The sequence below is a fragment of the Microvirga sp. P4_A5 genome (assembly GCF_056402495.1).
Window position 1 is genome coordinate 1 of sequence record NZ_JBFUHH010000022.1, and the last position, 13,371, is coordinate 13,371.

Here is a 13,371-nt window from a genome sequence, read left to right on the forward strand (position 1 = left end):
CTCTTTCGGCGGCGCGGATCACAGCATCCGCCTCGCCGTCGCCGCCGTCGTCATGCTCATCATGACGATCGGCGGACGCGTGATCCCCAGCTTTACACGCAACTGGCTCGTCCGCGAAAATCCCGGACGCCTGCCAGCGCCGTTCGGAATGTTCGACCAGATCGCGCTCGCCGGCGCGGGCGCCGCATTGCTGGTGTGGATTGCGTTTCCCGAGACGCCTGCTTCCGGCGCCCTGCTGGTCCTCGCGGCCTTGTTGCAGGCGGGCAGGCTGGCGCGCTGGGCCGGGTACCGAACGGGCGCCGATCGTCTGGTCCTGGTGCTCCATGCCGCCTACGCATTCGTGCCGCTGGGCTTTCTGCTGGTGGGGCTCGCCTCGATGGGGGTCATTCCAGCCAGTGCCGGCATCCACGCCTGGACTGGCGGCGCCATGGGCCTCATGACGCTCGCCATCATGTCCCGCGCCAGCCTCGGTCACACGGGACGTGCAATGACTGCGAGCGGCGTGACCCAGGTCCTGTACCTGATGGTGATCGTGGGGGCGCTGGCGCGGATCTGCGCATCGCTCGAGCCGATGTGGAGCGGTTGGCTGCTCCATGTGGCGGGTCTTGCCTGGGCTCTGGCGTTCGTCGGGTTCGCGCTGGCCTATTGGAGCATTCTCACGGGGCCGAGGGCCACGGGCGCAAGACGCTAGAAGCGCTGGACGACGACAAAGGGCGAAGGCAAAAGTTCAGAGATTGTCGGGTTTCTGCGGCACGTCGTCGTCATCGAGGGTGATGCGAACGGCAGCACCCGCGAGATCGTCGTATTGACCGCTCTTGAGCGACCACATGAAGCTCGCCAGCGCGATGGCGCCGAGCGCAATGGCGATCGGAATGAGATAGAAATAATCGGTCATGCGTTTCCCTCCGACGCGATGGTCATGACCCCGGCGATGTTCCGCCGCGAACCATGCGCCCGCTTCGTGTCGCCTTTCAGGCGGAGGGCATTCGCCACGACAAGGATCGATGACAGCGACATGGCGAAGGCCGCGACCAGCGGCGTGACATAGCCAAGAATGGCCACCGGCAGCGCCACCGCGTTGTAGGCGATCGCCAGTCCGAAATTCTGCTGCACGAGCAGACGGGCCTGCCGCGAAATGCCGATCGCCAGGGGAACGGCCTCGAGCCCGTCACGCAGGAAGACGAAATCGGCGGCATTGCGGCCGATATCGGCGGCACTCCCCGGCGCCATCGACGCGTGGGCGGCGGTAAGCGCCGGCGCATCGTTGAGGCCGTCGCCGACCATCAGCACCCGTCGCCCGGCCTGGGTCAATTCGGCGACGCGCCGCGTCTTGTCGCCGGGCAGCACGCCTGCGCGCAGATCGGAAATGCGCAGGTCCGCCGCGGTGCGTTCCACGGCGGCGTATCTGTCGCCCGATACGATTTCCATCGGCAGGCCCAGCTCTCTCAGCGACGCAACCGCCTCGCGCGCGCCGGCTCTCAGGGTGTCGTCGAACCTGAAGGCAGCCAGAAGCGCGCCGTCTTTCGACAACACCGTGCCGAGATTGTCACGAATGGCGTCTTGATCGGACTCGCTCACGGCCCATTCCCGACGGCCGAGCCGATAGGTCGCGTCCCCAACGAGCGCCTCGACGCCAAGCCCCGGCAATTCGTCGATCCGCCTGATGGAGACCGGCGTGTCGCAGGCGGCAGCCAGCGCCCGGGAGTAGGGATGGCGCGAGCGGGTGGCCATGGCAGCGGCGATGACGAGGTAGCCGGGGTCAATTTCATGGCCATTGGCGAGAGTGGCGTGTCCCGACGTCAGGGTGCCGGTCTTGTCGAATACAACCGCGTCGATTTCCGCGAGACGCTCCATCGCCGACCCGTCCTTCACCATGATGCCGTTTTCGAACAGGCGGCGGGCCGCGACGACCTGAACCATCGGAACCGCGAGTCCGAGCGCGCAGGGACAGGTGATGATCAGCACCGCCACCGCGATGGTGACGGCGCGATGAACGTCGCCGGTCGCGATCATCCAGCCGACGAAGCTTAGAAATCCCGCAAGATGAACCACGGGGGCGTAGAGTGAAGCGGCCCGGTCGGCGACGCGGCGATAGCCTGTGCGACCGGATTCCGCTGCCTCCATCAGCCTCACCATTTCGGCGAGAAACGAATCCTTGGCCGCGGCAAGCGCCGTGATGGTGAGAGGGCCGGTGAGGTTGAGGGTGCCGGCCTGAAGAACCGAACCGGTCGATACCGCCTGAGGGGCGCCTTCACCCGACACGAGCGACACATCGATGTCAGAAGAGCCCTCTTCCACGCGCGCATCGACGGGAACCCGCTCGCCGGCGGAAAGCCAGATCGTCATGTCGGGTTGGATCTCGGCCACGGGCAGATAAAGTCGCGAGCCGTCGTCCTGCACGACGAGCGCCCCGCGAGCGGAGAGCCGGGCCAGGCCTTTCACTGCCACGCGCGCTTTTTCGCGCATCATGTGATCGAGCGTGCGGCCGATGAGGAGGAAGAACAACAGGGAGATCGACGCGTCGAAATAGGCGTGATGACCGTGATGCACGGTGTCGTAGAGGCTCATGCCGAAGGCAAGCAGCACGCCGATCGAGATCGGCACGTCCATGTTGGTGCGCCCGTGCCTCAGGCTTTCCCAGGCTGAGCGAAAGAACACGCGACCCGAATAGGCGAGGGCGGGAAGTGCGATGAATGCCGAGAGCCAATGGAACAGATCGCGCGTCTCGGAATCGGCTCCCGACCAGATCGAGACCGAGAGCAGCATGATGTTGCTCGAAGCAAAGCCCGACACGGCGAGCGCGCGCAGCAATTCGGACGATGTGCCGTCTTTCTTCTCGAGATCCGGATCGTCGAGATGGCATTTGTAGCCGAGACCTCGCAGGGTCTCAATGAGCGCGGGAGGCTGCGTCGCGTCGCGCCAGCGGATCGAGACGCGCTTGGTCGACAGGTTGACCCGCGCCTGCTCCACGCCTTCGAGGCGGGAAAGCGCCTTCTCGATGGTCTGGATGCACGCGCCGCAATGAATATCGGGGACAGAGAGGTCGGTTTGATAGGTGTCGCGGCCGATCAGGCGGCTGGCAAGCCGCACTTCCTCGTCAAGCGCAAGGTCGTCGCTCTCTGCGGGCTGACCAGCGCCCAGCGTGCAACAACTCATGAGTCAATCCATTCCTGTTACTGTGCGATGGCCCGATAGGCATGCCAGGTCGCATGACCCAGCACAGGGAACACCACGATCAATCCGAGGAGACCTGTCACGAGGCAGAGGAGAAACAGCCCCAGGACAATGGCGCCCCAGGTCAGCATCACCGGAAGGTTGTTCCAGACCAGCGCCATGCTGGTGCCCATGGCCGTGAACGCGTCGACCCTCTTGTCGAGCAGCATCGGAATCGAGAACACGCTGATGGCAAACGAGAAGGCTGCGAACAACCCGCCGATGGCGCTGCCGACAACAAGCATCGACAAACCGATCGGGGTCGTGAAGAGCATCGCGGCGATATGGTCGAGGCCCGGGAAGGGACGCAGGCCGAAGAACAATGCGTAGACGATCACAGCGGCCCGCATCCAGGTCAGCATGAGCAGGCTGAGAATGACGCCGATGAAGAGGATCTGGCCGCCCGAGCGCGCCTCGGACGCCAGCGTGTCGCGCGGTCGTCCCGAGCCCTCATGGGCAAGCCTGCGGCTCTTCTCGTAGAGCCCGACGGCCAGCAGGGGGCCGACGACCATGAAGCCCGCGAGCGCCGGCAACAGGATGTAGTCCCAGCCCATCGCGAACAGACCGTAGACGACCGCGAGCGAGATCAGGAACACGCCGATGCCATAGGCGAGGCTGATGGCCGAGCCTGTCTTGAAATCCCGCCAGCCGGCAGAGAGCCATTCAAACGCGGCGGCAGGTTGCAGATGGCGATTCAGGTCCACGGCCCGGGGCAGCGGCGGGACGGTTTCGGGGATCTTGATCATGCGTTGCCTCGTTATTCTTCGAATCGCGCGTTCAGCACGCGGACTTCGCAGCTCTGAAGGATGCGGAAGCGCCATTCTCCACGCCGATCTGTTTCGTGTGAGGAACACAGCCAGGCTCGGAGGTGAAGGCAACGTAGACGAGATGCGCATTGGCCATGACCAAGAGCAGCACGCCCGCGACGACGCCCAGCCAGACCATGCGTCTGGTGTTGGATCGGGATTGGGTTGCGTCGACGCTCATTTCCGCGAGGCTCCGAGGTCGACGACATAGAGCGCGAGAATCTTGCGCTCGAGCGGGGAAAGTCGGCCTTCCCAACTCGGCATGAAGCCCTGCCGCCCGTTGAAGATGGACGTGAAGATGGATTGCCGGTCGCCGCCGTAGATCCAGAACTGGTCGGTCAGATCGGGCGCGCCGAGTTCCGCGTTACCCTTGCCGTTCTCGCCGTGGCAGGACACGCAGTTGGTGATGTACGCTTCCTTTCCGGCCGCCAGCGCCTTTTCGTTGGCCGGCGTCGCGAGGGCGGGCTGGGAGAGCGACTGCACGTAGGTCGTCACGTTCTCCACATCCGCGCGCTGCAGCATCTGGTCGCGGCCAAAGGCGAGCATCTGGGACGTGCGAGCCTCGGCATGTCCCGAATTGATGCCGACGCGGAGCGTTTCGGCCACCGTCTCGGGCGTTCCGCCCCAGATCCACGATGCGCCGGTGAGTTGCGGATAACCCGGGCCGCCGGTCGCCTTGCCGCCATGGCAGACCGCGCAATTGTCGGTGAACAATGTGCGGCCGGATTCGCGAACGGATTGCATCAGCGCGGGATCGGCCTGGATCGCGGCGTAATCGCCGGACTCGATCTTCTTGGTCCAGACCTCTCGCGCGACCGAGGCCTGCTGCAGGCTCTGCGTAACGTTCGTTCGGTCGCTCGAGCCGAGCAAACCCTTGGTGTAGGTGGACCAGAGGGGCCATGCCGGCATCAGCACCCAGTAAATGAGCGCGAACGCGAAAGTGGCGATGAGAAAGAAATAGACCGGACGCGGCACCGGCGTATTCAGCTCGGTAATCCCGTTCCATTCATGCCCGGTCGTCATATGACCGGTATGAGGGTCGCGTTCGCCTACTGCCATGGCGTATCCTCGTCATGAATGACGTTCTCGGCGGCCTTGTCGAAACGCTTTCTGTTCGACGGCCAATACACATAGATCAAGACGCCGATCGACAGCGCGATGAGGTAGAAGAGCCCGAAAGACTTCGCGATCACGATGGTGGTGTTGTGGTCGATATCCATGATGGCTAGTTCCCCGCTTTCGCGACAGGCGGGTAGGCCGCGTCTGTAAGCTTTCCAAGGATCTGCAGGTAGGCGACGAGCGCATCCATCTCGGTCACCCGCCCTGGGACGCCGTCGAAGTCGCGGATCGTGGTTTTGTCGCCGTAGCGCGCGGTCACACCGGTCGAGAACGGGGTGTCGGGCATTGCCTGGCCCAAGGTATCGGCCGTGGCGTTGGCGATCATTTCATCCGTGTAGGGGACGCCGACGGCGCGCTGGGCCTTGAGATGCAGGCCGAGGTCGTCAGCCTTCAACTCGGCGCGCCCGAGATAGCGATAGGAGGGCATGATCGATTCCGGCACGACATCGCGCGGATTGTTCAGATGCGCCACGTGCCATTGATCCGAATACTTGCCGCCGAGGCGCGCGATATCGGGACCGGTTCGCTTCGAGCCCCACAGCATCGGGTGGTCGTATTTCGACTCCACCGCCAACGAATAGGGGCCGTAGCGCTCCACCTCGTCGCGCAGGGTGCGGATCATCTGCGAGTGGCACGCATAGCAACCTTCGCGGATGTAGATGTTGCGGCCGGACAGTTCCAGCGGGGTGTAGACCCGCATGTTGGGCGCATCCTCGACCGTCTCGTGGACCGTGAAGAGCGGAGCGATTTCCACGAAGCCGCCGATGCCGGCAACGAGGATGATCGCAAGCGCAAATCCAACCGTGTTGCGTTCAAGCTTGTAATGGAGGCCGAACATCCTCTTACTCTCCTGCCTCGACGCGAGCCGCGACGGGCACGGTGACCGGGCGATCCGATTCCGAGGGGCTCGTCTCCACGGCTCCGCGCGCGGTCATCCAGATGTTGTACAGACCGACGGCCGCGCCGATGAGGAAGAGCAGGCCGCCGATGGCGCGTGCGATGTAGTAGGGGCGCATCGCGACGAGGGAATCGACGAACGAATAGGCGAGCGTGCCGCTGTCGTTGTAGGTCCGCCACATCAGCCCCTGGATGATGCCCGAATTCCACATGGCGAAGACGTAGACGATGGTGCCGGACAGGGCGAGCCAGAAATGCACCTCGACGAGCCTCGCCGAATACATCGTCTCGCGTTTCCAAAGCCAGGGCACGACCGAATAAAACGACCCGAACGTGATGAGCGCGACCCATCCGAGGGCGCCGGCATGGACGTGGCCGACCGTCCAATCGGTGTAGTGGGACAGGGCGTTCACCGGCCGGATCGCCATGAACGACCCCTCAAAGGTGGACAGTCCGTAGAAGATCGCCGCCACCATCATGAAGCGCAGCGATGCGTCATCGCGCACCTTGTGCCATGCGCCGTTGAGCGTCAGCAGCGCGTTCCCCGCGGAGGCCCACGAGGGAACGAGCAGCATCACCGAGAACGTGACGCCCAGGGTCTGCACCCATTGCGGCAGCGCCGTGTAGTGCAGGTGGTGGGAGCCCGCCCACATATACATGAAGGTGATGCCCCAGAAGCTGATGATGGACATCCGGTACGAGTAGATCGGCCGCCCCGCCTTCTTGGGCAGATAATAATACATCATGCCGAGGAAGCCGGCGGTCAGGAAGAACGCCACCGCGTTATGGCCGTACCACCACTGGGTCATCGCATCCTGCACGCCGGAGAAGAGCGAATAGCTCTTGGCGTGAGCGAGCGAGACCGGCACCGCCATGTTGTTGACGATGTGCAGCACCGCCACGACCAGGATGAACGCCATGTAATACCAGTTGGCGACGTAGATATGCGGCTCCTTGCGGCGCATCAGGGTGCGGATGTAGATGGCGAAATACGTCACCCACACGATCACCAGCCAGATATCCGCATACCATTCCGGTTCCGCGTATTCCTTCGACTGGGTCAACCCCATCGAATAACCGCTCACCGCCAGAAGGCAGAACAGGTTGTAGCCGAGCAGGACGAACCAGGGGCTGAGCTGGTCTGGAAGCCGGGCGCGCGTGGTGCGCTGCAGGACGTGGAAGGACGTCGCGATGAGCGCGTTCCCGCCGAAGCCGAAGATGACCGCAGTGGTGTGGATGGGGCGCAGCCGGCCGAAGCTCGCCCAGCCGCCGTCGAATGTCATATCGGGATAGACCAGCAGCCACGCGACCCAATCTCCGACGAAGAGGCCGAACACCGCCCAGATCATCGACAGGATGATCCCGACCTTGCTCGGATCGTCGTAGTAATGCGCGAGGCGTTCCGGGCTGGGCTCGGGGTCATAGAAGCTAGAGATCACGAGAAAACCCAGCCCGAGGCTGGCAAGGAGAATGAACGCGCCGTGCCCGCCGATGAGGTCGTCGCGGCCCATGGCGGCCATCGCAAGGCCGCAGAGGCCGAGGGCGCCCAGAATGGTGAGAGCGAGTTGTCTCTCATTTCTTGTCAGCTGCGAGACCATCGTGGCGTTCTCTTTTTCTCGAATATAGGGGTCCTTATGCAGGCCCTCGGCATAATCGCATTGATTAGGATCAATGCGGTCTTGTCAAAGGGGGGCGGGCGAACCGCGGGATTGTCCGGGCGGCCTTGCGGAATGTGCGGCGGTTTGCCTCCTCGGCGGAGGGCGCTCATCCGCCGAAAGCGTTAGCCCGAACTCGTAGATGGCGCCCTCGACGCCCTCCGGACAAACTGGCCCACGCACCATCCGCCGGTCTCGTGCCGCGGCGGGCCGCCAGGGGAGAGGTCTATGGGCAAATCGGGTGATCGGGTTGACCATGGCAAACCTGCCGATTCCGGAGAGGCCGGCCGGATTTTCGCGGCGATGATGGAGGCGGCGCGCGAGCCGGAGAGGTTTGCCGTCCGCACCGTGGAACGCGGGCGCCCCCGCGGCGCGGGGCGCGATGCGCCCGGTTGGCTCCCCCCACACGCCGCCGAGACGAGCGACCGCCCGGAACTGATGCCCGAATCGCCTGAAGCGCGGGTCCGCCTCGGAAAGCACGATCTGAAGCCGCTCTCCGGCATCTTCGATCCGGACGGCCGCCGCAACTACACGGATATCACCTATCCGTGGCGCTGTGTATGCAAGGTCGCTTCGGGGACGCGCGGAGGCTCCGGCGTTCTCATCGGCGCACGTCATGTGCTGACCGCGAGCCATGTCATCGATTGGGGGCTTAAGTCGGCCTCCGTGTCCTTTGTCCGCAACGGCGTGTCCTTTGCATCGGCGGGGGTGACGGACGGGTTCGCCTATGAAGAGATCGGCGATGTGGACTACGACAATTCCGACAGCGATTACTGCGTCCTCGTTCTCAACGCCCGCCTCGGCGACACCCTCGGGTTCCTGGGGGCTCAAACCTACGATTCGAGCTGGGACGACGACGTGACAATCTGGTCCAACATCGCCTATGCGCCCGACAAGGGCGCCGGCAACAATCCCACTTTCCAGACGGATTTCTCTCTCGACGAGGACGATTTCGACCTGGGGGGCGGACGGACGCTTTTCACCGGCACCGGGGATTTCGTCCCCGGCATGTCCGGCAGCCCGGTTTTTGCAAGGTTCGCGGGAGACAGGCGCGTGGTCGGCGTGGTCAGCGCCGCCGGCAGTGGGATCTACGATTACAACTTCATCGCCGGCGGCCAGGATCTGACCGACCTCGTCATAGAGGCCCGTGCGACGCTTCCCTGACGATCAAGGCCCGGCCCTTGGCCGATCCCGGTTGACACGGTCGCGGGGGAGGCGGACCGTTCGGTTGCCTGCCGGACGGAGGAAGGTCGGGCGGGCCAGCGCGGAACTGAACATTAGTTCGAATTGGCGGATCTCCCATGGTGGTCGAGACGCATTACGCCAAGAGTGGCGATCTCCGCATAGCCTATCAGGTCGTCGGCAAGGGACCGCTGGATCTGGTTTTCGTGCCCGGATTCATCTCGAACCTCGACCATTATTGGGACGAGCCCACGCTGGTCCATTTCCTGTCTCGCCTGAGCGCGTTCAGCCGCCTCATCCTGTTCGACAAGCGCGGAACCGGTCTGTCGGACCGGCTCGGGACCTTGCCCACGCTGGAAGAGCGGATGGACGATGTGCGGGCCGTCATGGATGCGGTCGGAAGCTCCCGGGCGGCTTTGCTCGGGATCTCCGAAGGGGGCGCGATGAGCATGCTGTTCGCCGCGACCTACCCCGAGCGGATTCAGGCCCTCATTCTCTATGGCGCCTATGCCCATTTCCACACCTRGGTGCTGTCGCCGGACCGGTTCGAAAACTTCCTGGCCAAGATCGATGCCTCCTGGGGGACCGGTGCGAGCCTCAGCGCCTTCGCGCCGAGCAAGGTCGCGGACGAGCGCTTCCGGCAATGGTGGGCCCGCTTCGAGCGGCTGGGCGCCAGCCCTTCGGCGGTGATCATGCTGATGCGCATGAACAGCCAGATCGACGTCCGCCACATTCTTCCGGCCATCCGCGTTCCGACGCTCGTCCTTCATCGATCGGGGGACACGCGGGTGAACGTGGAGGGCGGCCGCTATCTGGCGGCGCACATACCGGGAGCCCGATACGTCGAATTGCCCGGCATCGATCATGTGATGTGGGCGGGCGATGTCGATCGGCCGGCCGATGAAATCGAAGAATTCCTCACCGGCACCCGCGGCGAGACCGAGCCGGACCGGGTGCTGGCAACGGTATTGTTCACCGACCTCGTCGATTCCACCCGCCGCGCCGCCGAAATCGGGGACCACCGCTGGCGCGCTCTCCTGGCCGCTCACGACGAAGTCGTCAGGCGCGAGATCGACCGGTTCCGCGGGCGCGAGATCAAGACCCTCGGCGACGGGTTTCTCGCGACTTTCGACGGCCCGGCCCGCGCCGTGCGATGCGCGGCTGAGATCGTCGAGGCCATGCCCGCGCTCGGGCTCGAGATCCGCTGCGGCGTTCACACCGGTGAAGTCGAGATCAAGGGCGAGGATATCGGCGGCATCGCGGTCAATATCGCGGCCCGGATCGCAGCGCTGGCCGAGAGCGGGAAGGTCCTGGTATCCCGCACCGTCCGCGATCTCGTGGCAGGATCGAACCTGCGGTTCGAGGACAGGGGCGCGCACATGCTGAAAGGTCTCAGCGAGAGCATGATTCTCTACGAGGCGGCGCCCGTGAAGTGAAGGGGTGGCCGACACGGGGCGCTGCCTATACACGCGATGCTGACGGAGCTCGCTATTCCGATTGGCAGTTTCCGAAGGCGGCCGATATCAGCCCTGATCCGCATCAGGACTGATATCTGGATTATCCGCTCAGTAGCGTGTCTTGGTCGGCAGATCGCGATATTCCTGCCAAACTTTTTGAGCGTCTTCCTGCATCATCTGGCTAATCTTGACCGTGCGGTCGGCGTAAGGCCGCTTCATGTCTTCGCTGATGTTGGAATCGTCGAACAGATCCGCGTAATCGGTCCATGCGGCTGCGTAATAAATCCGGTCGACGCGGGCCCAATAAGCCGTTGCATAGCACATCGGGCAGCATTCACAGCTCGTGAACATGGTGGCGCCCTTGATGTTGGGGGCCCCGACCTTCTTGCAGGCCATCCTGATGGCGTTCACTTCAGCGTGCGCCGAGGGGTCGTTGTCGCGAAGAACACTGTTGCCGCTCGCGGCAAGCACTTGTCCGTCACGGACAATAACAGCGCCGAAGGGTCCGCCGGTCTTGTCGATCACGCCGGCTTGCCGCATCAGCTTGATCGCCTGGCTCATGAACTCGCGGTTCTGATCGGGTGTAAGCGCCGGGGCCGTTGCTGCCGCTTGCGCGTGCGCAGACGAGGCACACCCGCCGACCAGCGCCGCGCCTAGAACCGCTGCGCCTCCGGCCAGGAAGTCACGTCGCTCGATGACCCGCGTCGATGAAAATAGCGCATCGAGCGCTGATGTGATGTTACCAGACGAACTCATAATCTCTCCCGGGCCGAAGCCAAATGATCCTGCGGTGGGAGAAAAATAGCATGGCCCAGCAAAAAAACAGATTTCTTTAGTAGTAAATTCCGGAAATCCGTCAAAATTCTTATCATTACGTTACGGCCGTTGGTGCGTTGGGTGCCCCGTCGTCTTTACTGATCTTGTCTGTGAGGAGGGGGCCAATGCGCAAAAGCGTCGCCGGCGCCGGCTCCGAACGCCATTGACCCGCACGGCCCTCTTCGTGTTTCCTCGGCAATGACAGGGACGGAGCGAGGTACCACGTGACACATCTGATCGGATTGTCGGGAAGCCTGCGCCAGGGCTCGTTCAACACGGCGCTCCTGCGCGCTGCCGTCGCGGTGATGCCGGAAGGGTCACAGCTGAGCGTCGGGTCGATCCGCGATATTCCGCTATATGACGGTGACCGCGAGACCGCCGACGGGATCCCCGATGCGGTGACCATTCTCAAGGACGCGATCGCCGCCTCCGACGGCCTCCTTCTGGTGACGCCCGAATACAACAATTCGATTCCCGGCGTGTTCAAGAACGCCATCGACTGGCTGTCGCGCCCGCCCGCCGACATCAAGCGCGTCTTCGGCGGGAAGCCGGTGGCTTTGATGGGCGCGTCGCCCGGCGGCTTCGGCACCATCCTCAGCCAGAACGCCTGGCTGCCGGTGCTGCGGACCCTGGGCGCGGAACTGTGGTCGGAGGGACGGATGCTGGTGTCGCGCGCGCAAAGCGCGTTCAACCCGGACGGGACGCTCGCCGATCCGAAGGCCGAAGAGCAGCTGCGAAAGTTCGTCGCCGGATTTGTAGCCGCCGCGCAATCGCGAAACGGGAAATCCTGAGCGATCCGGCGTTGAGCAAAGTCAATGATGGGGGATCGCCGGATGGTCATGATCCCAGCGCCGATCGGCAGGCGGCGGGTGCTGGCGTCCGGCGTCGGTGCGTTCGATGGAGTGCGTGCTGCCAGGGGCGGCCCCGCAGCGCCCGGGCATGTCGGCTCTCCCGTCTGCGGAGAGGAGGCTTGTGATGAAAACCTTCGCCATTCTGGTCGGCGCCGGGCTGATGTCCGTCGGCGGCATCGCGGCCGCGCAGGCGCAGCCCAATCCCATTCAGGGCACGCCCGGCTCGGTATTCCCCCTCGCGGCCCCGAACGAGGTGCAGATGTTCAACGGCGTGCCGTGCCGCACCGTCCTCGTCCAGGGCACCCGGGTGCCGGTGGAATGCGCCGGACCGGTCGCCACCGGCACGTTCGATCCGGGCGTCACCGGAAGCATCGTCGTGCAGCCGATGACCGGAGCACCGCTGACCGGCACCCCCGGTTCGGTCTTTCCTCACGCCGCTCCGAACGAGGTCCAGATCATCAACGGCGTGCCGTGCCGCACCGTCCTGATCGCAGGGACCAACACACGGATGCCGGTGGAGTGCGCGCGCTAGCGGGCTCTCGCGGCCACGGGGAGGAGGGTTGCGCTCTTTAGATGCCACGCGACCACCGYCGTCATGCGCGGGCTTGTCYCGCGTACCCACGTCTTAACCSGCGCGCCGCAAGAAAGMCGTGGGTGGCCGRGTCRAGCCCGGCCATGACGGGGGAGCTCCCCCCTTCGTCATGCGCGGGCTCGTCCCGCGTACCCACGCCTTAACCCACGCCGCGCAAGAAAGCCGCGGGTGGCCGGGTCGAGCCCGGCCATGACGATTGTGGGTGTGATCGGGGGGAGCTTTTCCAACGAGCTAACCCCTGCGTCATGCGCGGGCCTGACCCGCGTACCCACGCCTTACACCCGCTCGCCACAAGAAAGCCGTGGGTGGCCGGGTCGAGCCCGGCCATGACGGTGGTGGGTGGCGATGGAACTCAGTAACATTCGTAAATGCGAAAGGGCGGCTGGGTTTACATCATGTCAAACAGGCGCAACGGCACGCTGTATCTCGGCGTCACCAGCAGCCTGTCCCATCGTGCGTGGCAGCACCGCGAAGCGCTCCTCGAAGGCTTCACGAAAACCTACGGGCTCACGCGGCTCGTTTATTACGAATGGTTCGACGACATCCGCCACGCGATCCAACGCGAGCGCAACATGAAGCACTGGCCGCGCGCATGGAAAGTCCGCCTCATCCACGGCATGAATCCCGACTGGGAYGATCTCTACGAGACGCTGAACCAGTRAGCGCTCCCGGCCCCCACCCCCACCGCCGTCATGCCCGGGCTTGACCCGGGCACCCACGCCTTTGCTTCACCTTTTGGTGTTTCAACCCTGCAGCTCAACTGTTCGTTTGATATCCATATGC

Annotated in this window: 15 protein-coding genes; 6 read left to right on the forward strand and 9 right to left on the reverse strand. The window is 64.1% G+C overall.

Going from position 1 to position 13,371, the window contains the following annotated elements; all coding sequences use genetic code 11:
• Positions 1 to 691 (forward strand): NnrS family protein (locus AC1DVM_RS08545; RefSeq protein WP_477253694.1); only part of this gene is annotated, 691 nt, incomplete at its 5' end.
• 36 nt (positions 692 to 727) lie between these two features.
• Here the strand turns inward: AC1DVM_RS08545 and ccoS are convergent.
• The 8 genes from ccoS to ccoN are packed head-to-tail and all read right to left on the reverse strand — an operon-like array spanning position 728 to position 7,633.
• Positions 728 to 895: a cbb3-type cytochrome oxidase assembly protein CcoS gene (ccoS, locus tag AC1DVM_RS08550; RefSeq protein ID WP_477253696.1), complete on the reverse strand. Its 168-nt coding sequence runs from the start codon at positions 893 to 895 to the stop codon at positions 728 to 730.
• Complete coding sequence (locus AC1DVM_RS08555; RefSeq protein ID WP_477253698.1) at positions 892 to 3,156, reverse strand: cation-translocating P-type ATPase; 2,265 nt, start codon at positions 3,154 to 3,156, stop codon at positions 892 to 894. The genes ccoS and AC1DVM_RS08555 overlap by 4 nt, the downstream gene beginning before the upstream one ends.
• A 17-nt stretch (positions 3,157 to 3,173) precedes the next feature.
• Positions 3,174 to 3,959, reverse strand: a complete 786-nt coding sequence (locus AC1DVM_RS08560; RefSeq protein WP_477253699.1) for a DUF2189 domain-containing protein — start codon at positions 3,957 to 3,959, stop codon at positions 3,174 to 3,176.
• A 31-nt stretch (positions 3,960 to 3,990) separates the two neighbouring features.
• On the reverse strand, positions 3,991 to 4,200 hold the full coding sequence (locus AC1DVM_RS08565; protein ID WP_477253700.1) for a hypothetical protein: 210 nt from the start codon (positions 4,198 to 4,200) through the stop codon (positions 3,991 to 3,993).
• Positions 4,197 to 5,078, reverse strand: a complete 882-nt coding sequence (gene ccoP / locus AC1DVM_RS08570; RefSeq protein ID WP_477253701.1) for a cytochrome-c oxidase, cbb3-type subunit III — start codon at positions 5,076 to 5,078, stop codon at positions 4,197 to 4,199. The genes AC1DVM_RS08565 and ccoP overlap by 4 nt, the downstream gene beginning before the upstream one ends.
• The gene (locus tag AC1DVM_RS08575) at positions 5,069 to 5,239 is read right to left on the reverse strand and encodes a cbb3-type cytochrome c oxidase subunit 3 (RefSeq protein ID WP_477253703.1); all 171 of its coding nucleotides are present in this window, start codon (positions 5,237 to 5,239) and stop codon (positions 5,069 to 5,071) included. The genes ccoP and AC1DVM_RS08575 overlap by 10 nt, the downstream gene beginning before the upstream one ends.
• Before the next feature lie 5 nt (positions 5,240 to 5,244).
• Positions 5,245 to 5,976: a cytochrome-c oxidase, cbb3-type subunit II gene (gene ccoO / locus AC1DVM_RS08580; protein WP_477253704.1), complete on the reverse strand. Its 732-nt coding sequence runs from the start codon at positions 5,974 to 5,976 to the stop codon at positions 5,245 to 5,247.
• A 4-nt stretch (positions 5,977 to 5,980) separates the two neighbouring features.
• Positions 5,981 to 7,633 (reverse strand): cytochrome-c oxidase, cbb3-type subunit I, encoded by a 1,653-nt coding sequence (gene ccoN, locus AC1DVM_RS08585; RefSeq protein ID WP_477253705.1) that lies wholly within the window; start codon positions 7,631 to 7,633, stop codon positions 5,981 to 5,983.
• A gap of 285 nt (positions 7,634 to 7,918) precedes the next feature.
• On the opposite strand from ccoN, the gene AC1DVM_RS08590 reads away from it, so the two are divergent.
• Positions 7,919 to 8,854 carry a trypsin-like serine peptidase gene (locus AC1DVM_RS08590; protein WP_477253706.1) on the forward strand — a complete coding sequence of 312 codons (936 nt, stop codon included), beginning with the start codon at positions 7,919 to 7,921 and terminating at the stop codon, positions 8,852 to 8,854.
• Positions 8,855 to 8,991: 137 nt separating this feature from the next.
• On the forward strand, positions 8,992 to 10,308 hold the full coding sequence (locus AC1DVM_RS08595) for an adenylate/guanylate cyclase domain-containing protein (protein WP_477253708.1): 1,317 nt from the start codon (positions 8,992 to 8,994) through the stop codon (positions 10,306 to 10,308).
• A gap of 129 nt (positions 10,309 to 10,437) precedes the next feature.
• Here AC1DVM_RS08595 and AC1DVM_RS08600 read toward each other — a convergent pair whose 3' ends face one another.
• On the reverse strand, positions 10,438 to 11,085 hold the full coding sequence (locus tag AC1DVM_RS08600) for a nucleoside deaminase (protein ID WP_477253709.1): 648 nt from the start codon (positions 11,083 to 11,085) through the stop codon (positions 10,438 to 10,440).
• Positions 11,086 to 11,369: 284 nt separating this feature from the next.
• On the opposite strand from AC1DVM_RS08600, the gene AC1DVM_RS08605 reads away from it, so the two are divergent.
• The 3 genes from AC1DVM_RS08605 to AC1DVM_RS08615 all read left to right on the forward strand — a co-directional run bounded on the left by AC1DVM_RS08605 (position 11,370) and on the right by AC1DVM_RS08615 (position 13,250).
• Entirely contained in the window at positions 11,370 to 11,936 is a 567-nt protein-coding gene (locus AC1DVM_RS08605) for an NADPH-dependent FMN reductase (RefSeq protein WP_477253710.1), read from the forward strand.
• Positions 11,937 to 12,120: 184 nt separating this feature from the next.
• Positions 12,121 to 12,528 carry a hypothetical protein gene (locus AC1DVM_RS08610; protein ID WP_477253711.1) on the forward strand — a complete coding sequence of 136 codons (408 nt, stop codon included), beginning with the start codon at positions 12,121 to 12,123 and terminating at the stop codon, positions 12,526 to 12,528.
• Between the two features lie 428 nt (positions 12,529 to 12,956).
• Complete coding sequence (locus AC1DVM_RS08615; RefSeq protein WP_477253780.1) at positions 12,957 to 13,250, forward strand: GIY-YIG nuclease family protein; 294 nt, start codon at positions 12,957 to 12,959, stop codon at positions 13,248 to 13,250.
• The last annotated feature ends 121 nt before the right edge of the window (positions 13,251 to 13,371 follow it).